24 protein-coding genes, 2 tRNA genes and 1 pseudogene are annotated in these 24,214 nt (G+C 64.0%); 11 read left to right on the top strand and 16 right to left on the bottom strand.

Annotation, left to right across the window (positions count from 1 at the left end; all coding sequences use genetic code 11):
- Window positions 1-363 precede the first annotated feature (363 nt).
- From CLV47_RS21080 to CLV47_RS21070, 3 genes are read left to right on the top strand one after another with little or no spacing between them, the layout of a single operon-like run.
- Window positions 364-1,086 (top strand): succinate dehydrogenase cytochrome b subunit, encoded by a 723-nt coding sequence (locus CLV47_RS21080; protein WP_202862729.1) that lies wholly within the window; start codon window positions 364-366, stop codon window positions 1,084-1,086.
- The gene (locus CLV47_RS21075; protein ID WP_106351098.1) at window positions 1,086-3,026 is read left to right on the top strand and encodes a fumarate reductase/succinate dehydrogenase flavoprotein subunit; all 1,941 of its coding nucleotides are present in this window, start codon (window positions 1,086-1,088) and stop codon (window positions 3,024-3,026) included. The genes CLV47_RS21080 and CLV47_RS21075 overlap by 1 nt, the downstream gene beginning before the upstream one ends.
- Window positions 3,023-3,778: a succinate dehydrogenase/fumarate reductase iron-sulfur subunit gene (locus tag CLV47_RS21070; RefSeq protein WP_106351097.1), complete on the top strand. Its 756-nt coding sequence runs from the start codon at window positions 3,023-3,025 to the stop codon at window positions 3,776-3,778. The genes CLV47_RS21075 and CLV47_RS21070 overlap by 4 nt, the downstream gene beginning before the upstream one ends.
- Before the next feature lie 72 nt (window positions 3,779-3,850).
- Here CLV47_RS21070 and CLV47_RS21065 read toward each other — a convergent pair whose 3' ends face one another.
- Window positions 3,851-5,086, bottom strand: a complete 1,236-nt coding sequence (locus CLV47_RS21065) for a L,D-transpeptidase (protein WP_238145547.1) — start codon at window positions 5,084-5,086, stop codon at window positions 3,851-3,853.
- Window positions 5,087-5,364: 278 nt separating this feature from the next.
- On the opposite strand from CLV47_RS21065, the gene CLV47_RS21060 reads away from it, so the two are divergent.
- A tRNA-Lys gene (locus tag CLV47_RS21060) sits at window positions 5,365-5,440 on the top strand.
- Between the two features lie 121 nt (window positions 5,441-5,561).
- Window positions 5,562-7,079 carry a carboxyl transferase domain-containing protein gene (locus tag CLV47_RS21055; protein ID WP_238145546.1) on the top strand — a complete coding sequence of 506 codons (1,518 nt, stop codon included), beginning with the start codon at window positions 5,562-5,564 and terminating at the stop codon, window positions 7,077-7,079.
- On the opposite strand, the gene CLV47_RS21050 is transcribed toward CLV47_RS21055, so the two are convergent.
- The 5 genes from CLV47_RS21050 to CLV47_RS21030 all read right to left on the bottom strand — a co-directional run bounded on the left by CLV47_RS21050 (window position 7,015) and on the right by CLV47_RS21030 (window position 11,508).
- Complete coding sequence (locus CLV47_RS21050; protein WP_106351096.1) at window positions 7,015-9,267, bottom strand: heavy metal translocating P-type ATPase; 2,253 nt, start codon at window positions 9,265-9,267, stop codon at window positions 7,015-7,017. The two genes, CLV47_RS21055 and CLV47_RS21050, sit on opposite strands and share 65 nt — an antisense overlap.
- Window positions 9,264-9,470, bottom strand: a complete 207-nt coding sequence (locus CLV47_RS21045) for a heavy-metal-associated domain-containing protein (protein WP_106351095.1) — start codon at window positions 9,468-9,470, stop codon at window positions 9,264-9,266. Before CLV47_RS21045 ends, CLV47_RS21050 begins: the two co-directional genes overlap by 4 nt.
- A gap of 37 nt (window positions 9,471-9,507) precedes the next feature.
- The gene (locus CLV47_RS21040) at window positions 9,508-9,804 is read right to left on the bottom strand and encodes a metal-sensitive transcriptional regulator (RefSeq protein WP_106351094.1); all 297 of its coding nucleotides are present in this window, start codon (window positions 9,802-9,804) and stop codon (window positions 9,508-9,510) included.
- A 77-nt stretch (window positions 9,805-9,881) separates the two neighbouring features.
- A complete protein-coding gene (locus CLV47_RS21035; protein WP_106351093.1) occupies window positions 9,882-10,127 on the bottom strand; it encodes a DUF3618 domain-containing protein in 246 nt (81 codons plus the stop codon).
- A 118-nt stretch (window positions 10,128-10,245) separates the two neighbouring features.
- Complete coding sequence (locus tag CLV47_RS21030) at window positions 10,246-11,508, bottom strand: Dyp-type peroxidase (RefSeq protein WP_146135481.1); 1,263 nt, start codon at window positions 11,506-11,508, stop codon at window positions 10,246-10,248.
- A 104-nt stretch (window positions 11,509-11,612) separates the two neighbouring features.
- On the opposite strand from CLV47_RS21030, the gene bcp reads away from it, so the two are divergent.
- A complete protein-coding gene (bcp, locus tag CLV47_RS21025) occupies window positions 11,613-12,089 on the top strand; it encodes a thioredoxin-dependent thiol peroxidase (RefSeq protein ID WP_106351091.1) in 477 nt (158 codons plus the stop codon).
- A gap of 74 nt (window positions 12,090-12,163) precedes the next feature.
- Window positions 12,164-12,236 (top strand) — tRNA-Leu (locus CLV47_RS21020).
- Window positions 12,237-12,706: 470 nt separating this feature from the next.
- On the opposite strand, the gene CLV47_RS21015 is transcribed toward CLV47_RS21020, so the two are convergent.
- The 6 genes from CLV47_RS21015 to CLV47_RS20990 form a co-directional block, all read right to left on the bottom strand.
- Entirely contained in the window at window positions 12,707-14,089 is a 1,383-nt protein-coding gene (locus CLV47_RS21015; protein ID WP_146135480.1) for an MFS transporter, read from the bottom strand.
- A gap of 79 nt (window positions 14,090-14,168) precedes the next feature.
- Window positions 14,169-14,774: an RdgB/HAM1 family non-canonical purine NTP pyrophosphatase gene (rdgB, locus tag CLV47_RS21010; RefSeq protein ID WP_106351089.1), complete on the bottom strand. Its 606-nt coding sequence runs from the start codon at window positions 14,772-14,774 to the stop codon at window positions 14,169-14,171.
- A gap of 6 nt (window positions 14,775-14,780) precedes the next feature.
- A complete protein-coding gene (gene rph, locus CLV47_RS21005) occupies window positions 14,781-15,524 on the bottom strand; it encodes a ribonuclease PH (protein ID WP_106351088.1) in 744 nt (247 codons plus the stop codon).
- On the bottom strand, window positions 15,521-16,972 hold the full coding sequence (locus CLV47_RS21000; protein WP_202862728.1) for an MFS transporter: 1,452 nt from the start codon (window positions 16,970-16,972) through the stop codon (window positions 15,521-15,523). Before CLV47_RS21000 ends, rph begins: the two co-directional genes overlap by 4 nt.
- A complete protein-coding gene (gene murI / locus CLV47_RS20995) occupies window positions 16,969-17,805 on the bottom strand; it encodes a glutamate racemase (RefSeq protein ID WP_238145545.1) in 837 nt (278 codons plus the stop codon). Before murI ends, CLV47_RS21000 begins: the two co-directional genes overlap by 4 nt.
- Before the next feature lie 23 nt (window positions 17,806-17,828).
- Window positions 17,829-18,566, bottom strand: a complete 738-nt coding sequence (locus tag CLV47_RS20990; RefSeq protein ID WP_106351101.1) for a rhomboid family intramembrane serine protease — start codon at window positions 18,564-18,566, stop codon at window positions 17,829-17,831.
- 54 nt (window positions 18,567-18,620) lie between these two features.
- Here CLV47_RS20990 and CLV47_RS20985 point away from each other — a divergent pair, with 54 nt between their 5' ends.
- Both CLV47_RS20985 and CLV47_RS20980 read left to right on the top strand, forming a co-directional pair.
- Entirely contained in the window at window positions 18,621-18,953 is a 333-nt protein-coding gene (locus tag CLV47_RS20985; RefSeq protein ID WP_106351087.1) for a hypothetical protein, read from the top strand.
- A 117-nt stretch (window positions 18,954-19,070) separates the two neighbouring features.
- On the top strand, window positions 19,071-19,730 hold the full coding sequence (locus CLV47_RS20980; RefSeq protein ID WP_106351086.1) for a hypothetical protein: 660 nt from the start codon (window positions 19,071-19,073) through the stop codon (window positions 19,728-19,730).
- Here CLV47_RS20980 and CLV47_RS20975 read toward each other — a convergent pair.
- On the bottom strand, window positions 19,727-20,332 hold the full coding sequence (locus CLV47_RS20975; protein ID WP_170111193.1) for a DUF2017 family protein: 606 nt from the start codon (window positions 20,330-20,332) through the stop codon (window positions 19,727-19,729). The two genes, CLV47_RS20980 and CLV47_RS20975, sit on opposite strands and share 4 nt — an antisense overlap.
- Complete coding sequence (gene clpS / locus CLV47_RS20970; protein ID WP_106351100.1) at window positions 20,329-20,637, bottom strand: ATP-dependent Clp protease adapter ClpS; 309 nt, start codon at window positions 20,635-20,637, stop codon at window positions 20,329-20,331. The genes CLV47_RS20975 and clpS overlap by 4 nt, the downstream gene beginning before the upstream one ends.
- Window positions 20,638-20,739: 102 nt before the next feature.
- Between clpS and CLV47_RS20965 the strand changes: the two genes are divergently transcribed.
- A complete protein-coding gene (locus tag CLV47_RS20965) occupies window positions 20,740-22,047 on the top strand; it encodes a nicotinate phosphoribosyltransferase (protein ID WP_106351084.1) in 1,308 nt (435 codons plus the stop codon).
- Window positions 22,048-22,055: 8 nt separating this feature from the next.
- Entirely contained in the window at window positions 22,056-22,733 is a 678-nt protein-coding gene (locus CLV47_RS20960) for an isochorismatase family protein (RefSeq protein WP_106351083.1), read from the top strand.
- Here CLV47_RS20960 and serB read toward each other — a convergent pair.
- Window positions 22,701-23,942: a phosphoserine phosphatase SerB gene (gene serB, locus CLV47_RS20955; RefSeq protein ID WP_106351082.1), complete on the bottom strand. Its 1,242-nt coding sequence runs from the start codon at window positions 23,940-23,942 to the stop codon at window positions 22,701-22,703. The two genes, CLV47_RS20960 and serB, sit on opposite strands and share 33 nt — an antisense overlap.
- Before the next feature lie 26 nt (window positions 23,943-23,968).
- Window positions 23,969-24,214: pseudogene (locus tag CLV47_RS20950) on the bottom strand (cytochrome ubiquinol oxidase subunit I); the annotation flags it as partial.

Genomic DNA, 24,214 nt, shown 5'->3' with positions numbered 1-24,214 from the left:
GTCCATACCTGTGATCGGGTGCCCCACATGCACTGCTAGCTCGTGTCTCATATCTGGGTGGACTTATCGTGTCTCACATCAACCGAGACTGGACACTCCGGCCTCTCTGGTCTTCTATGCATATTGTGCGGCAGTGACGACGCGTTCCCACCGCTGCCCGCGTGACCATATGCCTTGGCGTAAGTCGGCTAGGTCACAGGTCCGTGACAAGGTCGCCGGCGCCGTGCCGAAAGAATCGTTCGCGGAGATAAAGGTGCGCGCAACGCCGGTCGTTATCGAGCCGTGACCGTATGACGAACAAGTCACCAAACCACGGCATTTTGGACTAGCCGAAAATAGGCGTGACGTCCTACGGTGACTATCGTGACCGATCAATTAACAAAGAAGCCACGGGCGAGGGCGATGCGCTCCACCGTTGCGCTCAAAGCGGCGATGGCCATATCCGGCCTCATCATGGTGCTGTACTTGATACTGCACATGTATGGCAACCTCCGAGCGTTCTGGGGCAAGTCTGCCTTCGACGACTACGCGAGCCACTTGCGGACGTTCGGGGAGCCGACTCTCCCGTACCGCGGACTCCTCTACATAGTCGAAGTCGTGCTGGCCGTGGCCGTGCTGGTGCACATTTACAGTGCAATCGTGCTGACGAGGCGTGATCACGCCGCCCTCGGCAAGGTCGACGGCAAGCGCTACCAGACCACCCAGAACAAGCGTGGAGTGCAGCGCAGCTATGCGTCGTTCACGCTGCGCTGGGGCGGCGTCGTCATCGTGCTGTTCGTCATTTACCACCTGCTGCACCTGAGTGCCGACAACGTCATCCATCCTGGTGGCGCTTCGGACAGCCCATACGTACGTCTGGTCAACGGGTTCCAGATCTGGTGGGTCATGCTTAGCTACCTGATCGCGATGATCGCCATTGGCTTCCATCTGCGGCACGGACTCTGGAGCGCGTTCGCCACCCTCGGGATCAATAACAGCGTCAAGCGTCGCCGTCGACTCAACCAGGCGGCGATCGTGGTCTCGCTAGTGATTACGATCGGGTTCTTGCTGCCGCCGCTCTCGATATTCTTTGGATGGATTAGCTGATGACTGAGTACTACACCGAGGGCACGCCTATCCAAGATGAGAAGGCGCCCGCCACGACAATCGAAAAACAGTGGGACGAACGACGTTTCCACACCAACCTGATCAACCCGTCGAACCGCCGCAAGCTGTCGGTCATCATCGTCGGAACGGGTCTGGCCGGCGGCTCGGCCGCCGCGACCCTCGGCGAGGCGGGCTATCACGTCAAGAGCTTCTGCTACCAGGACAGCCCCCGCCGCGCGCACAGCATCGCGGCCCAGGGCGGCATCAACGCGGCGAAGAACTACCGCAACGACGGCGATAGCGTCGAGCGGCTCTTCTACGACACGGTCAAGGGCGGAGACTACCGCTCGCGCGAGTCCAACACCTACCGCCTCGCCCAGATCAGCGTCGAGATCATCGACCAGTGCGTCGCCCAAGGCGTGCCGTTCGCCCGCGAGTACGGCGGCCTACTGGACAACCGCTCCTTCGGCGGAGTGCAGGTCTCCCGCACGTTCTACGCGCGTGGCCAGACCGGACAGCAGCTCCTGATCGGCGCCTACCAGGCCCTGGAGCGCCAGGTCGCGGCCGGCACCGTGGAAATGCACACTCGCCACGAGATGCTCGACCTGATCGTCATCGACGGCCGAGCCCGCGGAATCGTCGTACGCGACATGGTGACCGGCGAGATCGAGACCCACTTCGCGGACGCCGTCGTACTCGCCTCCGGCGGCTACGGCAACGTCTTCTTCCTCTCGACCAACGCGATGGGCTGCAACGTCACCGCGAGCTGGCGCGCGCACCGCAAGGGCGCGCTGTTTGCCAACCCCTGCTACACGCAGATCCACCCGACCTGCATTCCCGTCAGCGGCGACTACCAGTCAAAACTGACCCTGATGAGCGAGTCGCTGCGTAACGACGGTCGCATCTGGGTGCCGAAGAAGGCCGGTGACGAGCGCAATCCTCGCGATATCCCCGAAGCAGAGCGCGACTACTACCTCGAGCGGATCTATCCGGCGTTCGGCAACCTCGTTCCTCGCGACGTCGCATCACGTGCGGCTAAGAAGGTCTGCGACGACGGCTTCGGCGTCGGACCAGGCGGTCGCGGTGTCTTCCTCGACTTCACTGAGGCGATGGAGCGGCTCGGGCGACCGGCCGTCGAAGCGAAATACGGCAACCTCTTCGACATGTACAAGCAGATCACCGACGAGGACCCGTACGAAGTACCGATGCGGATCTACCCGGCCACCCATTACACGATGGGCGGGCTGTGGGTCGACTACGACCTGCAGAGCACGATCCAGGGCATGTATGTGATCGGCGAGGCCAACTTCTCCGACCACGGTGCGAACCGGCTCGGCGCGAGCGCACTGATGCAGGGACTGGCCGACGGTTACTTCGTGCTGCCCAACACAATCAGTGACTACCTTGCCCAAGGCCCGTTCGACAAGATCGACGAAAACCATCCAGCGGCGAAGGCTGCCGCGGACGGCGTGCGCGAGCGGATCGACAAGCTCTTGTCCATCAATGGCACGCGCACGGTCGACTCCTTCCATAAAGAACTCGGACACATCATCTGGGAATACTGCGGGATGGAACGCAACCAGGAGGGCCTGACCGAAGCGATCGAGAAGATTCGCAAGCTCAAGGCCGAGTTCTGGACCGACGTCAAAGTCACCGGTGAAAACGAGGAGCTCAACCAGACCCTCGAACGCGCCGGACGCGTCGCGGACTTCTTCGAGCTTGGCGAACTCATGTGCATCGATGCGCTCCACCGCACCGAGTCATGCGGCTGCCACTTCCGCTCAGAGAGCAAGACCGAGGATGGCGAGGCCCTGCGCAAGGACGATGACTTCTCGTACGTCGCTGCCTGGGAGTACGGCGCCGACGGCTCGGGACCGGTACTGCACAAGGAACTTTTGAAGTTCGAGAACATCGAGATGAAGCAGCGGAGCTACAAGTGAACATCACCGTGCGCGTCTGGCGCCAGGAAAACCACGACGCTAAAGGCAAGATGGTCTCCTACCCTGTTAACGACGTATCACCTGACATGTCGTTCCTCGAGATGCTCGACGTTCTCAACGAGCAGCTGACCGTCGAGGGGCATGACCCCGTTGCGTTCGACAGCGACTGCCGTGAGGGCATTTGCGGCATGTGCGGCGTTGTCGTCAACGGGATCGCTCACGGTCCGAAAAGACTCGTCACTACGTGCCAACTGCACATGCGCAGCTTCAACGACGGTGACGTGATCGATATCGAGCCCTGGCGCTCGGGCGCCTTCCCCATTGTCAAGGACCTCGTCGTTGACCGCAGCGCGTTCGACCGGATCATCCAGGCCGGCGGCTACATCTCGGCGCCGACCGGCTCGGCGCCTGACGCGCATGCCACCCCGGTGCCGAAGGTCGATGCGGACAAGGCGTTCGACGCGGCGACCTGCATCGGCTGCGGCGCGTGCGTAGCGGCGTGCCCCAACGGCTCGGCCATGCTGTTCACGGCGGCCAAGGTGACCCACCTCGGGTTGCTGCCGCAGGGCCAGCCGGAGCGTGACGAGCGCGCGATCAACATGATCAACCAGCACGACGCGGAAGGATTCGGTGGCTGCACGCAGATCGGCGAATGCACCGCAGCCTGCCCGAAGGGGATTCCGCTGGACATGATTTCGCGGCTCAACAGCGACGTACTGCACGCGCTCACGCACGAGCACAGCAACAAGTAAAACCCTTCGCAACGTCATACGCCCCGGTCGCTACCAGTTGCGGCCGGGGCGTATGACGTTATTCGACTTGCGTTACTTATTGGCGGTGCCCTGCGCCCAGGTCTCCCACGGGATCGTCCAGTCGAAGATGTCGCCATCTGCCTGCGTGAGCGGCACCGGAGAGCCACTCACCTCGACGATGTCGCCTGCGGTACTCAGGTCGAAGAACCATTTCGCGTTTGCTGGGCTCGCGTTGAGGCAACCGTGCGAAACGTTACGGACCCCTTGGTCCCCGATCGACCACGGAGCGGAGTGCACAAACTCACCGTTGTTGGAGATCCGCGTCGCCCACTCGACCTCGCTTTGGTAACCGCCGGCATCGAGCGCTAAGCCAAAGGTGGTCGAATCCATCGTCATCTTCGCCTTCTTGTCCGAGACGACATGTACGCCGTTGTGGGTATAGCGACCTTCGACTTCCTTGCCTGCGGCGATAGGGATGGTGCGCAACACGGCGCCGTTCTTGGTCACGACCATCTGATGCGTGCCGGTGTCGGCCTTGCTGATGACCGCATCCCCCACGGTGAAGCCGATCGAGCGGTTGACCTTGCCCCAATTGCCGTTGCCGAAATCGACGCCGAGCAGGTTGACGTCCACCTTGACCGTGCTGCCTGCCTGCCAGTAGACCTGCGGCCGCCAGTGCACCTCACTGTCAGTGATCCAGTTCCACGAGCCGGTCTGCGCCGGGGCCGCGGTCACTGCCATCGCGAGTTCGACTGCTTTGCGGTTGGCCGCCGGCTTGTCGAAATAGACGCGGATCGGCATCCCGACCCCTACCGTCGTACCGTCCAGCGGCCCAATCGACGGGAACACCTGCGCAGTTGGGGCGACCGTCGTGAAAGTCGAGCTGGCCGTAACTGTCTTGCCGTCCTCGCCCTTCGCGGCCGCGTCGACGGTGTACGTCGCGCCATACGTAAGCGGGTCGGTGTTGGCCCACGCCGCCCCGGTCGCATCTGCCGCGCCCTTGATGACCGCACCGGTCTGGTCGGTGACCGTGACGTCGGTGATCTTCCCCGCGGTGACGCTCACCGCGATCGGGGTCGCCGGGGACAGACCGGCCGAGCCATCCGGTACGGCGATCGCGAGTTGCGCGGTCGGCGCCTTCGGCTTGCTCGCGCTGCCACTCGCACCGGCTGAGGGCTTCGCACCTGAACTCTTGGGTGCGCCCGTGCATGCGCTCAGCACTACCAACCCGGCAACCCCAATCCCGCCGAGCATCTGCCGGCGGTTCATCAACTGGTCCCAGGTAGGTCGGCGGCTCGCTTCGGTCATTCCCGCATCCAATTCGTCATCATTGCCTATCACCGTCGGTGAACTACGCCATGTGCGCTTCGTCCCGGCCGGAGTAGGCCCACTGTACGGCGCTGCAATTGTCGTGGCCGTTCCATTTTCGCCGGACTTCAACGCAAATTGGATCAGGCACGGCGTCATTCGCGTCTCATCTACGTCTCGATTTGGGAACTACCGGTCCCCCGTTTCGAAGGCACGGCGCAGCCTGATATTCTTTCCAGCCGTTGCTGCTTTGCAGATTTTAATCCGCGCAGCACGACGCGCCGCTAGCTCAACTGGCAGAGCAAGTGACTCTTAATCACTGGGTTCGGGGTTCGAGTCCCTGGCGGCGCACCACCGACGGTGATCGTGACCGTCATAATCCCCGCCCGGGTGATCGGGCGGGGATTTTTCAATTCGCTAGGGTTCGGACTATGGCACCCGTTCTGGGTGTGCGCGACTGACACTGGAGGCCCCCGTGACGACACCCAAGAAGATCCGGCTCAGCGCGCGTGAGCTTATTGAGCTCGCGCTTGACCCGGGGTCTTTCAAGAGCTGGGATTCTCCACTGCGCTATCCGATGGACGCGGCACCCGGCGCAAGTGACGAATACCGCGCGCAGCTGGTCAAGGCGGCCGATAAAGCGGGCACCGACGAGTCGGTGATATCCGGCGAGGGCCGACTGTCAGGGCGGCGTATCGCCATCCTGGCGAGCGAGTTTCGCTTCCTAGCCGGGTCGATCGGCAAGAACGCCGCTGACCGGATCGTCGCCACCGTCGAGCGGGCGACCGCAGAAGGCATCCCGCTCGTTGCGGCGCCCAGCTCCGGCGGCACCCGCATGCAAGAAGGTACGCCGGCGTTTGTCCGGATGATCAACATCAGCAAGGCCGTCACCGCACACAAGGCGGCCGGTCTGCCGTATCTGGTCTACCTGCGCGACCCGACGACCGGCGGGGTCATGGCTTCGTGGGGCTCGCTCGGGCAGGTCACGGCCGCTGAGCCCGAGGCAATGCTGGGGTTCCTCGGCCCGCGGGTCTACGAGGCGTTATTTGAAAAACCGTTCCCGCCCGGCATCCAGACCGCCGAGAACCTTTACGCCCACGGCATCATCGACGCCGTCGTACCTCCGCAGCAGATCGGCAGGCTACTGGACAAGGTGCTACGGGTGACGACCGCAAGTGAGCAACCGCAGCGGGTCGAGTTGCCCGAACTCACCACACATGACATCAAGGACCTCCCTGACAGCGACGTCTGGGACAGCGTGATCGCGTCTCGCCGTCCCGATCGACCTGGCGTGCGCGACCTACTGCGGATCGCGGCTGGCGATGTAATCCCGCTTAACGGCACCAGCCAGGGCGAACGCGACCCGGGTCTGTTACTCACGCTCGCGTCCTTCGGTTCGCATGCCTGCGTCGTACTTGGCCAGGACCGCCGCCGGCAGACCGCGTCACACCAGCTCGGCCCGGAGGCGCTGCGGGTGGCACGGCGGGGCATGCGGCTGGCGACCGAGCTGATGCTGCCGCTCGTGACCGTGATCGACACCCCTGGTGCCGCGCTGTCCCCGGAGGCAGAAGAAGGCGGCCTCGCCGGAGAGATCGCGCGCTGTCTCGCCGAGTTATCCACCGTGCGTACGCCGACCGTCACGTTGATGCTCGGCCAGGGCAACGGAGGCGCCGCGCTGGCGCTGCTGCCGGCCGACCGCGTCATCGCCGCGCAACATTCCTGGCTTTCCCCGCTCCCGCCGGAGGGCGCGAGCGCGATCATCCATCGTGATGTCGAGCACGCGCCGCAAATGGCACGTGAGCAGAAGACCTCCTGCCGCGACATGGTCGAGGCAGGCATCGTGCACACCGTCGTACTGGAAAGCCCCGATGCGGCGGACGAGCCAGTGGAGTTCTGCCAGCGGCTGAGCCAGACGCTTCAGTTCGAACTCACTCGCCTCGAACGGATCCCGATGCAGTCGCTACTGACCGCCCGCGGCGTTCCCTGGGCCTGAACGATGGCGGCGTGTATCGCCGCAGCCGCAGTGAGTTGCCGACGACGAACAGTGACGAGAATGCCATCGCGGCGCCGGCGTACATCGGATTGAGTAGACCACTGGCCGCCAGCGGGATAGCCGCCACGTTGTAGGCGAACGCCCAAAACAGGTTGCCCTTAATCGTCGCGAGCGTACGTCGTGACAGCGCGATGGCGTCGCCGACCTGCGTGAGGTCCGCGCGAACCAGCGTGATGTCGCTTGCCTTGATCGCCGCGTCCGCTCCGCTACCCATGGCGATACCGAGATCGGCCGTGGCGAGCGCCGCCGCATCGTTGAGGCCGTCGCCCACCATCGCGACCCGATGCCCGGCGTTCTGCAGTTCTCGGACTTTGTCGACCTTGTCTGCAGGCATGACCTCGGAATAGACGTCGCGCGCCGCGATCCCGACCTCTGCGGCGATCGAGTCGACCGCCGCCGCGCTGTCCCCGCTCAGCAACACCGGACGCATACCCTGGCTGATCAGTTGCGCGATCGCCGGCGCGCTAGACGGTTTGATCGGGTCCGCCAGCGCAACAAATCCGCGCACTTCACCGTCCCACCCGACGGCAATGGTGGTGCGCGTCTCGTTTGCATCCGCGCCGGCTGTGAAACCCTGCTGCATAAGAAAGGCCGGACGTCCGGCCGCCACTAGCTGACCGTCGACGACGGCCGTCACGCCGAGCCCGTCGTACGTCGTAAAAGCGGTAGCGACCGGTACGACGAGACCGTGTGCGGCGGCGATAATAGAGCGCGCGATCGGATGGTCGCTGCCGGACTCGACGGCGGCCGCGTAGCGCAAAACCTCGTCACTAGCGGTTGACGCATTAGTCGCTACGACGTCCACGACAGCCATCGCTCCGGTAGTCACGGTGCCTGTCTTGTCGAGGACCACGGTGTCGATGTTGCCCGCCGACTCCAACGCCTGCGGCCCGCCGACCACGATGCCCAACTGTGCGCCGCGGCCGGTGCCGACGAGGAGCGCGGTGGGTGTCGCAAGGCCGAGAGCACAGGGGCACGCGATGACGAGCACCGAGACCGCCGCGCTCACCGCAGCGGACGGCGTGCCCCCAAATACGAGCCAGCCGGCGAGCGTGAGCAAACTGATCAGTACGACGATCGGGACGAATATCCCGGACACGCGGTCAGCTAGTCCGGCGATGGCCGCTTTTCCGGCCTGCGCGTCGGAGACCAGCTTGGCGATGTGAGCCAACTGCGTGTCGGCTCCGACCCTGGTGGCCCGCACCGTCAACTGGCCGCTGAGGTTGATGGTCGACCCGACGACGTCGTCACCGGCGGTGACCGGAGCCGGCATCGACTCCCCGGTCAGCAGCGACGAGTCGACGCTGGATGACCCGTCGACTATCTCGCCATCGGTCGCGATCTTCTCACCTGGCCGGGCGAGAAACGTATCGCCGACTTGCAGTTCGCCTATGGGTATACGAAGTTCGACTCCCGATCGGATGACGGCGACATCGCGAGCGCCAAGGTCGAGCAGCGCACGCAACGCAGCGCCCGCGCGCTTCTTTGCCCGCGCCTCGGCGTACCGACCGAGCAACACCAGCGTGGTCACGCCTGCGGCAGCCTCGAAGTAGACGTGCGCCCCTTCGCCGGCGATCCCAATGAGCGCCGCGACCGACCATAGGTACGCCGCGGTGACTCCCAGGGACACGAGCGTATCCATCGTGGCCGCGCCGTGGCGCAGGTTGACCAGAGCCGCGCGGTGGAAGGGAAACGCGCCCCAGAACACGACGGGGGTTGCCAACGCGAGCGCCCACCACTCCCAGCCAGCGAACTGCAGCGGCATCACCATCGAGAGCGCAACGATCGGGATGGTGAGTACGGCGCTGCCGACGAGCCGGGTCTTGAGCGTGACTCCACGCTCACCGGTGACGTCGAGTCCATCGTCGATTGACTGCCGCGGACCGCGTGGCGCGCTGGCCGTGTAGCCGGCCTTCTCGACGGTCGCGATGAGGTCATCGACCGCGGTCGCCTCCCCGTCATACGACACGGTGGCTTGTTCGAGAGCGTAGTTGACGGTCGCCTCGACCCCGTCGAGCTTGTTGAGCTTGCGTTCGATGCGGTTGGCGCAGGACGCGCACGTCATGCCGCCCAGCGAAAGCGTGATGTTGTCGTGGCTTTGTTGCGGCTGGGTAGCCGTGGAGGTCATGACACGACCGCTTGGTACCCAGCCTCGTCTACCGCATCTAGCACGGCGGCCGGGTCGACGTTGTCGCCACTGACAGTGAGCGCGCCGGACTCGAGTACGACGTCGACGGCGGTGACACCAGAGATTTCGCTGACTTCCTCTCGGACCGAGGAAACGCAGTGATCGCAAGTCATTCCGGACACGGTGAAACTAAGGGTGCTCATCTATGGGTACTCCTTTAAGAGATGTGGTGAAAGCGGGTTAGGACTTGACCAGGCGCGCGATCGCGGCGCTTGCTTCCGCGATCTTCTCGTCGGCGTTGTCGCCATTGGAGATCGCGTCACGCACACAGTGCCCGAGATGGTCGTTGACCAGGCTGAGCGCCACGGACTGCAGCGCCTTCGTGGCCGCCGAGACCTGAGTAAGTACGTCGATGCAATAGGTATCGCCGTCGACCATCTTTTCGATCCCGCGGATTTGGCCCTCGACACGACGTAGCCGCGAGAGAATTGCCGATTTGTCAGATGAGTAGCCGGGCGGGTGGGCGTGTTCGGTCATGTCGCCAATATACCCCTAGGGGGTACGTCGGCGTCAACGGGGCCGGTGAGCCTTGCCGCAATTAGTCGCGAGAGAGGTCAGTCGTCGCGATGATTCTTGACCGCCAGGTTGATCCGGCGCGCCACCAGCAGTACGACGACTCCGCCCACCGCAGCGACGACAGCCTTGCCCTTGGGTGACTTCAAAAAGTCCTGCATAGACTTCTTACCGCTGTCGACGATGCGCTTGGGGTTCGCACGCTCCACCAGTTGGTCGAGCGTGCCTGCCAAGGCCTCGCGCGCGGTGTTGATCTCGCGCTGGATCTCTTCAGGACTGCGTGCCACCTGGGTGCTCCTCGGTCGTTCGGTCGAAATAACCCGAAGGTAACCGTATCGGGTCAGCGTGCTGGCGTCATCTCATAGGGCACCAATGTCGCGAATCCGACGTTAGGCCGAGGGATGCCTAGGCCGCCTCGATGAGCTGCTTACCGACGTACCCGCCCTTCTCGGGGCCCGGCAGGGCGAAGAAGAAGCCACCGCCAGTGGTGATCACGAACTCTTCGAGCGCCTCCCCCTTGAGCCGGGCCTGCGTCTCGATAAACGCCGCGAGAGTGGCCTGGTAGCTGATGAACAGCAGCCCCTGGTCCAGATTGCCGTCGGCGTCGACACCGCCGCTGTAGTTCATCCCGCGGCGCAGCATCAGTTTCGCCGCGCCATCCCGCGGGTTTGCTAACCGGATATGGGCGTTGAGCGGGGTCACCGCCCCTTCGGGGTCCTTGGCGTAGATCGGCACATCTTCTTCAACCTTGCCGTCGAGTGGTGCCCCCGTCACCTTCTGCCGACCAAAAACGTGCTGCTGCTTGCCAAGGGACGAACCGTCCCAGTCCTCGATGAGCATCCGGAATTTCCGGACGACCTGATAACTGCCGCCGCTAGCCCAGACCGGCTCGCTCGATCCGCTCCACACGATTTCCGCCATGAGGTCATTGACGGTGACATCCGGATTAGCCGTACCGTCTTTGAAACCCATCAGATTGCGCGACGTCACCGCGTTGGGCTTCGGGTCCGTGTCCGGCCGAATGAACACGTCCTGCGCCCAACGCAACTTGAGCCACTTAGCGGTAGCCCGCCGCAGCACGCGCAACGCGTGGACAGGTATGTCGATCTGGTCGCCTTGCAGAAGGACCAGGATATCGCCGTGCAACTGCTCCGGGCGCAGCTCGTCGCGCGCGAGACCGTCCGGCATTGGCACCAACTCGGTCGGCTTGAGTGCCGCCAGTCCATAACGACCGTCGAACAAGCTCGCCCCGACCGACACCGTCCCGCTGAGCAACTTGTCTTTGAGCCCAAGCAACATGCCGTTGTCCTCGTCAGCCGTGTCAGGCACGGCTGGCCTAGACAGTGTCAGCTCGTGAATGAGGTCTGAGATCGTCTTGAGACACTCGCCAAGCGCTGCCCGGTCGGGAGCGAGGCAGTCAAATGCCACCGCCACGCCGTACGACGCCGGTCCGGGCAGAATGCCCATTTGATGGGTGCCGAAGAACTCCTCGCGCGCGCCGTTCTTTCCCTGCGAGAGCCCGTTCGTTTTGCTCGACGTACCTTCCGCGGCGGGCTGCTTCTGCCCTCCATCGGCCGTGCAACCGGCGAACACCGACGTACCTGCAACGGCGGCAGCGCCCGCAAGGAATCGTCGCCGGCCAATCAGCGCGGTCACTCCGGAACTCACTCCCCTAGATTTATTCTACGATTCGTCGAATTGTACCCGTCCCGTGCTGGGCGGCAGTTGACGTTGCCCACGGTACGTTTGGATCGGCTCGGTAGGGTTGTGACATGGCTGATGCAAAACGACTCGAAGCTGGCAACGACGCCCCACCGTTCACGTTGCCCGACGACACCGGCAAGAACGTATCTCTTGCCGACTTCAAGGGGCGCAAAGTCATCGTCTATTTCTATCCGCGCGCTATGACTCCCGGCTGCACCAAGCAGGCCTGCGACTTCACCTCATCGTTCGCCGAACTGCGTGGCGCGGGGTACGACGTCATCGGTATCTCACCCGACACGCCCGAGAAGCTCGCGAAATTCCGGAGCACAGAAGACCTTACGATCACGCTGCTGTCGGACTCCGACAAGGCCGTGATGACGTCGTACGGCGCATTCGGCGAGAAGCAGAACTACGGGCGGACCGTGATGGGCGTCATTCGTTCGACGTTCGTGATCGACGCAGACGGCAAGATCGAGCAGGCGCAGTACAACGTCAAGGCCACCGGCCACGTAGGGCGCCTACTAAAACAACTCGAGCTCGCCTAGCAGCATCTGACGAATCGGGTCGACGTACGATAGTCAGGCTTCGAGCGCCGCACACCTGCGGCGCGAGTCGCGAAGGGGCCGTAGCCCAACGGCAGAGGCACACGGTTTAGGTCCGTGCCAGTGTGGGTTCAAATCCCACCGGCCCTACAATATGACGCCGTCAAATGCGCTGCGTAAATGCACTGGGCCCCCGCAACCATGTGAGGTTGCGAGGGCCCGCGGCATCTCTACCGGACGCTCGAAGACTAGATCCCCATCTACCCTTTGGCCGAGCCTCACACGGTGTCAATGCGGCTCCCCCCGGAGTCCGAATCGGTGTGTGCTCGCTCATCTAATATCAACTTCTTGGGCGCCGGAGGCAGAACGCGAAACTTTCTTTAAATCGATGACCGACTGAACGTTCGGTCCGGCACCTTTCGCCCCAGGCGTCACAACGCGTAGTCTTTACTCGTCCCGGGTCGCTCCCGGGGCACTAGGCCTCGGGGTCGCTTCCGAGGCCGTGCGACCGACTCTCCCGAGAGCGAGTCGCAGAGGCCCCCAATCCCCCCGAATTGCCCGGGGGCCTCACCAAACGTCGATGCCCCGTCACCGTGAGCGGTGACGGGGCATTTCGTCGTTCAGCGAGTGCGGGTGGCCCCACGCCAGACGGACCTGTCCGCGACCGTTATGACAATGAGCGCAACGGCGCAGCCAAACATCACGATGGCCAAGTCGTGCAGCCCATCGTCAGTGGGATGGGTACCGAAAAATAACGCGATGAGACCGGCGGAGATCAGTGCGCCGAGAAACTGGCAGGTGCGCGACAGTCCCGACACCGACCCGATGTGCTCGGCGGGGGTTTGCTCGTAGACGGCCATCTGATTTGCCACGAACGTCGGGCCGCTCGGAATCGCGAAGACGACGGCAATCGCACCGAAATACCACAACGGCGATTGCGATGTGGCCAGGAAGATCATCACAGATCCGACCAGCATGGCGCTCACTCCGATGAGGACCGGGCCACCGATCGACGTAATGCGTCCGGCGTACAGCGCCAGCAGAGCGCCGATCCCGGACTGGATGAGCAGTACGACGCCGACCCCCGAGGGCGATAGGCCGCGAGCGTCCTCCAGCCATTGCGACAGCCCGAACATCACGCCGTAGACGACCGTGAACACCAGCACGAACCGCAGCAGGGTGAGCATCAGCGGAATGTTGCCTCCAATGCCTCGGACGTCGATGAACGGCAGCGACGTACGCCGCTCCAGCAGCACCATCGCGACGAAAAACGCCAACGACAGACCCAAAACCCACCATTTCGGGGTGGACATGGTCATCAGGAAGATCAGCAGGCTCCCGAGCGCACCGGCGAAGAGTGACATGCCCGGCAGATCGAGGCCGCGCACGCCGCCGCCAGGCTCACGCGGCGCGTCCTTGTCAACCCAGATCACGATCATCGTGAGCGCGATCAACGCCAACGGCAGGTTGACCACAAAGATCGCCCGCCAGCTGACGTACTCGACGAGCGCGCCGGCGAGCGGCGGCCCAATGGTGAGGGTCGTCAACGATGCCGTGCCCATCAAGGCAAGGACTCGAGTGGGGGTCGGCAAGTCGAGGCGTCTGGCGCGTTCGCGCACTATCGCCATTGCCGCGGGATAAATGGCACCCGTCCCAATGCCCACTAGCGCTCGCAGCACGATGAGCTGACCCATGTTGGCGGCGAAGATTCCTCCGGCGCCGGTCAATAGCACCATCACCGATCCGGCCAGCAACACTCGCCGCGGACCGTAACGATCAGCCAGACGTCCCGCGATCGGCTGCCCTATCGAGCTGAACACATACATCACCGACACCAACCAGATGGTGTCGTTCGCGCCGACCTTGAGGTCGCGGCCGATCGTGGCCAGCGCGGTCGCGATCATGGTCGAGTTGATCGGATTGAGCGATACGCCGATGCACAGCGGCAGCAAGAATCGCCAACCGAAGCCAGGATCCGCCAGGCTGCGTCTTCGCCTAGTCACGTCGGTACTCAGAAACGGCCTCTCAGAAATGGGGTCGCGCACCAGTTCTGCATTTAATTAGCCGCGCGAAAGATCTCGACTAAAGGTACTCCTGCAGCGTCTCGGCCAGTCGGCGCATCGCCTTGCCTCGGTGGCTCAGGCGGTCTTTCGCGTCCGGCGAGAGTTCCGCTGCGGTAAGGACTTCGGCGCCATCCTGATCGGGTACGAAGATCGGGTCGTATCCAAAACCACCGGCGCCGCGCGGTTCACGGATTATCCTGCCCGGCATCTGGTCGCGGATGACGACCTCGCGTCCATCCGCGCCGACATACGCCGCCGCGCATACGAAAGCACCCGTGCGACGCTCGTCAGGTACGTCGTGCAGCTGTGCGAGCAGCAGTCGGAGGTTTCCCTCGTCGTCGCCGTGCCGACCTGACCATCGCGCCGAGAAGATTCCCGGCATCCCGCTCATCGCGTCGACGCACAGACCCGAGTCGTCCGCGATTGCCGGGAAGCCAGTGTGCGCCACCGCCTCGCGCGCCTTCAGCAGTGCGTTGTCTTCGAACGTCGCCCCGTCTTCGGGTGCCTCGTCGTACGTTGGCACGTCATCGAGCCCGATGATCTCGACGCCGGTGGCCTGGGCCATGATCCGGCGCATCTCGACGAGCTTTTTCTTATTGCGCGTGGCGAGCAGGATTGTAGACATAATCGGCTAGTTGCCCTCGAGTGCTGCCCGCTGGATGACGGTGAGGTCGGCGCATCCCTTCACCGCGACGTCGAGCAGGGCATCGAGCTCGGAACGACTGTACGGCGCGCCTTCGGCGGTCCCCTGCACCTCGATGAAGTCGCCTTCGCCGGTGACGACGACGTTCATGTCGGTCTCGGCGCGCGAGTCCTCCTCGTAGCAGAGGTCCAGCCGCGGTTCACCGTCGATGATCCCGACCGAGATTGCAGCGACAGATCGCGGCAGCGGGTTGTCGGACGCGAGCGCGTTGCGATCCTTCAGCCACGCGACGGCGTCAGCGAGCGCGACGTAGGCCCCGGTGATCGCGGCGGTGCGGGTGCCCCCGTCCGCCTGGAGTACATCGCAGTCAAGCGCGATCGTGTTTTCACCGAGCGCCTTCAGGTCGATACAGGCGCGCAGGCTGCGCCCGATCAGCCGCGAGATCTCGTGCGTCCGGCCACCGATCTTGCCCTTCACGGACTCGCGTGCGCTACGGGTGTGGGTTGCGCGGGGCAGCATCGCGTACTCGGCCGTGACCCAACCTAGGCCCGATCCCCGACGCCAGCCCGGGACGCCCTCGGTCACGCTCGCGGCGACGAGGACTCGGGTCTTTCCGAACTCGACCAAGACCGATCCCTCGGCGTGGTCGAGCCAGCCACGGGTGATGGTCACCTTGCGCAGTTCGTCGTTGCTGCGTCCGCCCGGTCGTCCTGTGGTGGGTGCGTCGCTCATATCTGCCAATCGTCGTCGGTGTCGGTATCGTCGGTCGTATCGGTTTTGTCAGGACGTGTCGGTGCTTCTACTGCCCTGTCTGACTTTTTCGCGCCTGTTTGCTCGACGCGACGTCCCCGGTACCGCTCCCAGTCGCGCCGGATTGCATATCGCAACGGTGGTACGACGACCCCGTCGTCGTCGGCCAGCCGGCGACGGGTGAGGTGTCGCGCTCGCAGCATGGCGGTGATCCCGAAGGCCCACATCACATACTGCACCGAGAACGCGTACTTGAACGCACTCAGAGTGTATCCGCCGCCGGTATCGGTCGTGGCGACGTCGAGTACGACGCCCATCAACGCCATCGTGACCAACGAAGCGACAAATCCACCGACATTGACGATCCCCGTCGCCGTACCCAACCTAATCGGCGGGTTGAAGGTACGCGCGAAGTCAAACCCGATCATCGAGCCCGGTCCACCGATTGACACCCCGAACATCAACACGATCAGGACCCAGATCGGCGCACGCCCCGGCCAAAAGATCACCAAGGACCACGCGACTATCCCGGTTGTGATGATCCCAAACACGAGCGTCGATCGTCGCAATGGATGCCGACCGACCAGATGCCCAAGAACCGGCGAGACAAACACACCGATGATCGAAGTGAGCGTCATCAACGACCCGGCGACGCCGATGCTCAGACCCATCCCGGCGGTGAGGAATGGGAAACCCCACAGCAGCGCAAAGACCGTGTTCGTGAACTGAGAGGTGAAGTGGACCCACATCCCGAGGCGGGTTCCCGGATGCCGCCACGCGATCACCAAGTGTTTTCGCGTATCGGCGATGCTCATTGCGGCCGGATGGTCGGGTGATTTCGGGGGCTCACGCAGCGCCGCGATCGTCACCACCACGACGATTACGCCGAGCGCCGCCGCGCTTAAGAAGCTCACTGTCCACGGTTGCACCGCTACCAGCGCGGCGAACGGGATCGCGCTCATAACCTGCCCGACCTGCCCGAGGAGACCGGTGAACTGTGTCATCAACGGCACCCGCCGCGCCGGGAACCAGTCCGCGACCAGCCGTAGTACGCAGGTAAATGTGAACGCATCACCGGCCCCGATGAGCACTCTGGCAAGTAGCGCCGGCGTCACAGAGGTCACGATCGCCAGGAGTGCCTGGCCGAGCGTCATCATGACGGCACCGAAGATGATTAACCGGCGCGGGCCGATCCGGTCGATCAGGATTCCGACCGGCACCTGCAACGCGGCGTAGACAATCAGCTGTACGACGGTAAAGCTAGCGATATCGCTAGCAGAGGCGTGGAACCGTTCCACCGCAGGCAGCGCGGCGACTCCGAAGGAACTTCGATTGAACACCGCCACGATGTAGGCGAAGATTCCGACGGCGAAGCAGACCCAGGCCGCCCGTGGAACCCTGTCGTTGACCGGCTTGGCGAGCGCGCTCACCGAGGCGAGTACGGCGCCACCGGTACAGCGACCTGGTCGATCAGCGGGCCGAGGAACCGTCGGCCGAGGTCGGTAAATGGTTCGGGGTCGCCGGTCGCCATGAACTGGTGCCGCGGCGACACGCCATCCGTGCGCAGCAGGTCGCGCTGGGTCAGCATCCGGTAGACGTCCTTGGCCGTCTCCTCGGCGCTGTTGACCAGCGTGACGTCGTCACCCATGACGATGCCGAGGGCACCAACGAGCATCGGATAATGGGTGCAGCCCAAGACAAGCGTGTCGACACCGACATCCAACATCGGACGCAGATAGCCTTCCGCGAGCCCGAGGATCTGACGGCCGCTGGTCACCCCGCGCTCCACGAAGTCAACGAACCGCGGGCACGCCACGGACGACAGCTCGACATGCGGCGCGGCCGCGAAGGCGTCGGCGTACGCGCCGCTGGAAACGGTGGCGGCGGTCCCGATGACGCCGATCTTGTGGTTGCGGGTCGCGGCCACCGCTCGACGTACGGCGGGCTGGATCACTTCGATCACCGGGACGTCGTACCGTTCCCGCGCGTCGCGTAGACAGGCCGCGCTGGCGGTATTGCAGGCGACGACGAGCGCTTTGACGCCCTGGTCAACGAGCTGGTCGAGGCATTCCAGCGCAAATCGGCGTACTTCGGCGATCGGGCGCGGTCCGTAGGGGACGTGTGCCGTGTCGCCAAGATAGAGGATCTCTTCGGCCGGCAGCTGGTCGATGATGGCGCGGGCCACGGTCAGTCCGCCGACCCCGGAGTCGAAGACGCCGATGGGCAGGCTGCTAGCTACGTCTGAGTCGGGCTGCAGGGTCACGGATTACAGGGTAAGACCTCGGATCAGAAAGAGGGCAGCTGCGCGCTGTCACTTCCCTCACGCCGCGCCGAGCCTTTCGCGGGCTTCGGGCGCTTAGCCTTCGGTTTCAGCGCCGTAGGCCCACTACGACGCAACAGCCACGCGAGCAGGATGCCGCCGACTGCGCCACCGAGGTGCGCCTGCCAGGACACGCCCTCCGCGCGCGGGAAGATGCCCCACAGCACGCCGCCATAGAGCAGCAGCACGATGACGCTGACCGCGATCTGGCCGACGTTTCGGGTGAAGATGCCTCGGAACAAAAGGTAGGCGAGCCAGCCGGTGATCAGTCCGCTCGCGCCGACGACGTACACGACCGTATTGGCCTTGGGGAAGGTTAATGCCCAGGCGAACAGCCCCGAGGTAATGATGACGGAGATCGACACGACGACAAACCGCTTGAGGCCACCGATCAGCGTCAGCCAGCCCAGCAGCAGAAACGGCAGCGCATTGGCCGACAGGTGCGCATAGCCGTTATGCAGGAACGGCGCCGCGAAAATGCCCGGCAACCCGTCTAGCCGGTGCGCTTCGATGCCGTAGTGATCGAGCTGCAGGTTGCTGGACTGGTCCACGACCTCCACGATGTACATCAACGCGAGGATCGCGAGCATGAAGATCGCCGCGCCGACGGGCCGTTCGATCGCCGGCCGCTTCTTCTCAGGCTTCGCGCCGGTCGGCGAAAGGCCCGACAAACTGGACGGTGGGCCCGGGTTAAACGTCGTCATGGCCTCCATGATGCACGCGACACGCGCGATTGGGTGCCCTAAGATCGACAAATCATGCCGATCACCATCATCGTCGTCGTTGCCCTCGTGTGCTTGCCCGCGCTCTACTACGGTGGTCGCGCGACGCGCACCTGGGCCGAATACCGCGACCCGGACTCGTTTCGTGATCTGGTCAACCATGGAACGACCGCGTTATTGAAGTTCAGCCTGTTGCTTTTCATGGTGACCACGGGCGCCGTCGCGGTCGTCGGCTCGATCTTGACCCAACGCGACCGTACGGCGCTCCCCTTGGGCGTCATCGTGTGCGCGGTCGTCGCACTCATCGTAGGAATCGGCATGCTGTGGAAGTTCGGTCCACAGACGAGGCCACGCAAGAACGACGCATAATCCGACGACCCTGTAGGTAGCACCACCGCCAATTGGGCGCTCAGCACCACTGATTACTCGCCGTCAGAACGGCACGATTGTGGTGCACGTAAACGGCGTACCAACACTGGAGTCGGCATGAGCACTTCCCCGCTGCAGAGGCGAGCCCTCGAACCATTTCGCGGAGCACACCTGCACCGCCTGGTCGGCAAGACGTTCATCGCGGCGCCGATCGGTTTGCTGCTCGCGTGGGTCGTGCAGAAGGGCATCTGGAAACCAAACTTTGGCCTGCCCTGGGTCGTGGACTGGACTGCCTGGACCGTATCGCATCTGTTGTACGCCGGCGCGATCGTGCTATTTGCCGTCGTCGCGCTCGAGCTCTATCGGATGGTCGCGCGGCATTCAACGTTCGCCCGAAACTTCGCATTGGTCGCGCTGGGCATCACCGTGGCGAGCTTGGTCGCGTTCTTATGCCAGGTGCTGCTGGACCTGACCGTCTCGTTCGGCGCCGAAAATCGGAGCAGTATGCCCACCGGGTTCGCGGACCTACGCGATCGCTATCCCGTCATCATCGATCTCGTTCAAGGGCCGCTGGCGATGGTGTGGCTGGTCGGGATACTCGCGCTGGCGATCCTGGCGACCATCACGCACGCCGTCCGGTGGCACGAGACCGCGCTGCTCACGATCGGTGCTCTGTTGTTACTGCCGCAGTCGTCGCTGCTTGGGACTGTCGGTGGCCTGTGCGTCGTGCTCGCGCTCGCGCCGATTGGTCGGCGGATGATTGCCGCGGCGCGTTAGCCGACCGCGCCGAGGACGGTGACCAGTTCCTCTTGCACGCTGCCGGTCCAGAAGTAGATTGCCAGCGCTTGATCATGCTCGTTACGGATGCTGCGCGGGTACGGCGTGTCTTCGGTGACGTCCAGCCGAGCGCCCAGGCTAAGCCGTACATCGTTGATCGCCCGCAACAATGACTGTGCTTCGCCGGAGTTAAGCGACGCGCCGGACTCACCAGCAGTTAGTACGGCGAGTGCTTGGTCTGCATCGGCAATCTTCGAGCGGCGCAAATCGCCTTCGGTAAGTCGGCGAAACTCGATAGCACTGCCGCCCGCTCGCTCGGCGTTGTCGCGGCGCCCCGAGGGCAGTAACCGTGCAAGGACCTCATCGGTCGGTGGTGGCAGCGGCGTCAAAGAGTGCTCCAACGCGCTGAGCATTGCCGTCTCGTCCGCACCGTCGTCGGCAGCAAACGCACTTGAGTCGCCGACCTCGCTGCCGCGCTCGATCAGCAGTGCACGCACCTGGCCGATCAGCCCGCTGAGCAATTCACTCTCATGCGGATCGACGTGTACGCCGATCCGTTCACCGTCGATGCTGAAATGGTCGAGTTGCAAGTGGGCGCTCATGCCGGCTGGAAGGTCGCCCATAGTCCGGCGGCGTGCAGTCGGGTGGTGTCGTGTTCCATCGATTCCTTTGCGCCGGTTGAGACGACGGCCTTGCCTTTCTCGTGCACATCGAGCATGAGCTTCGTCGCGGTCGGCTCGTCGTAGCCAAACAGGTTCTTGAATACGTATGTCACATAACTCATTAAGTTGACCGGATCGTTCCAGACGATCGTCACCCACTGCCCCTCGTGCTCGACCGATTCGTCGCTCGCGATCTCCTCGCGTTGTTCGGGTACGGCCGTCGCCGACTCGCTGACCTTAAGCATGGGGCCATTGTTCCACGGTTCCCCGACAACGGCGGCGCGCATCCGGCGGTCATGCCGGTGTGGTCCGTCCACCCCGCCCGGGCTCCGCTTAGGATTGCGTCCATGACCGATGGCATCGCTCTATCACCCCGTCCGGCCTCCTCGGCGCTGCTGACCGACCACTATGAGCTCACGATGGTTGCGGCCGCGCTGGCCGACGGCAACGCCGCACGTAACTGCGTCTTTGAGGCGTTCGCGCGCCGGTTACCGGAGGGCCGACGATACGGCGTGGTCGCCGGCACCGGACGGCTGATCGACGAGATCACCCGCTTCCGGTTCCGCGACGAGGAGATCGACTTTCTCCGCGAGCACAAGGTCGTCGATGATGCCGCACTGCAGTGGCTAGCCGAGTTTGCGTTCAGCGGTGACATCGACGGCTATCGAGAAGGCGAGATCTACTTTCCCGAATCGCCGATCCTCACTGTGCGCGGCACCTTCGCCGAGGGCGTCATCCTGGAGACGCTGATTCTCTCGATCCTGAACCACGACTCGGCAATCGCCTCGGCCGGCGCGCGAATGATCGGCGCTGCGGGCGGGCGGCCGTGCATCGAGATGGGCTCGCGGCGCACCGCGGAGTGGGCCGCCATCGCCTCCGCGCGAGCGGCGTACCTCGTAGGTTTCGGCTCCACTTCCAACCTCGAGGCCGGGCGCACCTTCGGCGTACCGACGGCCGGCACGGCCGCGCACTCGTTCACGCTGCTACACGACAATGAACTGAGCGCCTTCAGGTCCCAGGTTGACCTCATGGGGGCCGGTACGACGCTGCTGGTCGACACGTACGACGTGATGCAAGGCATCCGCAACGCGGTCAAGGTCGCCGGCCCCGGACTCGGCGCGATCCGGCTCGATTCGGGCGACCTCGGCGTACTGGCCCGCGAGGCACGCGAACTGCTCGACTCGCTCGGCGCGACCAAGACCCGCATCATCGTGACCAGCGACCTCGACGAATACGCGATCGCGTCGTTGGCGGCGGCACCGGTCGACGGGTACGGCGTCGGCACCTCGCTCGTCACCGGGTCTGGGGCGCCAACCTGCGGAATGGTCTTCAAGCTCGTCGAACGAGACGGTGTGCCCGTTGCGAAAAAGGCTGCCGGCAAAGGAAATGATGGCGGCGCCAAGGCCGCAGTACGCCGGCACGACGCTCAGGGCAGGATTGTCGAAGAAGTCGCCGCCGTGGGTGGCCGGCCAGACGTCGGCGAGGGTGATCTGCAATTGCAGGTCCCACTGATCCGATCCGGTCGACCGCATGAGGTTGCGACACTCACCGAAGCGCGCGAATATCATGCGAAGCAGATGACGACGCTGCCGCGGGAGGCGCGCAAGCTCACCCGTGGCGGCCCGGCCATCGACGTAGACGTCTACCAGGCATAGGACCCGACATGCGTGACGATCAACTACCCGACCTTGACGACGACCTCGAGGACGACATCGCCCTTGCCGACGAAGACGAGGACGAGAACGAGGACGAAGACACAGAAGGCCATAAAAGCGCGATCATTGTCGTCGACGTACAGCGTGACTTCTGCGAGGGTGGTTCCCTGGCGGTCCAGGGCGGCGCCGACGTCGTAGCCGAGATCGCCGAGTTACTGCGCGAGTCCGCCGACGACTACGACTTCATCGTGGCCACCCGCGACCATCACATCGATCCCGGTGACCATTTCTCGGACACCCCGGACTTCGTCAACTCATGGCCGCGACATTGCGTGATGGGCACCGAAGGCGCGCAGTTCCACCCAAACTTCGACCCGACCGTCGTCGAGGCGATCTTCGACAAAGGCGCCTACGAGGCGGCGTACTCCGGCTTCGAAGGACTCGCCGACACGCAGAACCTCGAGGACTGGCTCGCCGAACGAGGCGTGACTAAGGTCGACATCGTCGGGCTCGCGACCGACCATTGCGTGCGGGCGACTGCTCTCGACGCGGTCCGGGCCGGGCTCACCACCACCGTGCTCCTCGACCTGACGGCTGGCGTTGCTAGGACAACGACCGACAAGGCGTTACGCCAGTTGCGCGATGCCGGCGTCTCACTCGTCGGCAGTCCCATCGTGACCGGTTAGTCCGTCCTCACCGGCGCCGACGACCTCGTCCTGCGTGACGCCCAGGAAATACAAGATCGCGTCCAGATAAGGATAGTTAAGCGAGGTGTGCGACTTCTCCCGCACGACCTGCTTGGCGTTGAAGGCAATCCCTAGCCCGGCCTTCGCGAGCATGTCAAGGTCGTTGGCGCCGTCGCCGACCGCGATGGTCTGCTCCATTGGAACGCCGCACTCGTCGGCGAAGCGTCGCAATGCAGCAAGCTTCCCGGCACGATCGACAACCGTGCCGACCACTTTGCCGGTTAACTTTCCATCGACGATCTCGAGGGTGTTGGCCGTCCCGAAGTCCAGTCCGAGGTCCGCAACAAGGATGTCGGTGATTTGCGTGAAGCCGCCTGACACGATGCCGATCTTGAGCCCCATCCGTTTGAGCGTGCGAATCAACGTTGCCGCTCCTGGCGTGAGCTTGAGATCACGGCGTACGTCGTCCACGACACTCGCGGGCAGTCCTTCCAGCATCGCTACCCGAGCGTGCAGGCTCTCGGTGAAGTCGAGCTCACCGCGCATCGCCCGCTGGGTGATTGCCGCGACTTGGTCCATCCGTCCCGCCCGGGCCGCGAGTGAGTCGATCACTTCACCCTGCACCAGGGTCGAGTCGACATCCATCACGATGAGTCGCTTTGTACGCCGGTCGAGGCCGCCCTTCTCCACGGCGATGTCCACCCCGGACCGTGCGGAGGTCGCGCTCAGCGCCGGGCGGAGGGTCGCCGACCGGGCGCCAGACACCACCAGTTCCACGGCGGTCACGGGGTAGTCCGACAACCGCCGGATCGAGTCGATGTTTGCGCCGAGATCGGCGATGCTGCTGGAAATCGCGGCCATCGCCGACGGCAACAACGGCTTGCCGAGTACGACCACGTGGTGCCGCGCGCTGCGCCGCTTCCAGTAGTCCGGGTCCGGATCGGTGCTCAACGTGATCGTGGTGTCCGTGTCCACGGCAACCGTGTCCAGCGCCGCCTGAATTGGGCCTGGAGCGCACCTCGTCGACAACTCAAGACCGAGCACGAGCTCGCCGCGGATGATCACCTGCTCGATGTCGATGACATCTAACGAGGGGTGGCGCTCGTCCTCGACCGAGAGTTCGGACAGCGCGCTGAACAGCCGCGACATGACACCGGGTCGGTCTGTCCCGGTGACCGTGATGAGCAGATGGGTCGGGCTATCAGACATCTAGTCCCGACCGTACGACACGGCGATCAGATCGGGCGATTCTTCGGGTCGCGATCGCCCACTTCTCCGCTAGCCTCAGCTGCGGCTCCGACTGGCTGTGGGCGGTGCTTCCTGCCCACGTGTGCCTCCAGCGCCATTCGCTCGGCCATGTGCGGGTAGTGCAGCTCGAACGCGGGGCGTTCGGACCGGATCCGCGGCAGGCTCAGGAAGTTGTGCCGTGGCGGTGGACTGGTAGTCGCCCACTCCAGCGAGTTGCCGAAGCCCCACGGGTC

It is taken from the genome of Antricoccus suffuscus (genome assembly GCF_003003235.1).
In the GTDB taxonomy this organism is placed as follows: domain Bacteria; phylum Actinomycetota; class Actinomycetes; order Mycobacteriales; family Antricoccaceae; genus Antricoccus; species Antricoccus suffuscus.
This window is presented reverse-complemented; position numbering and strand designations above follow the sequence as displayed.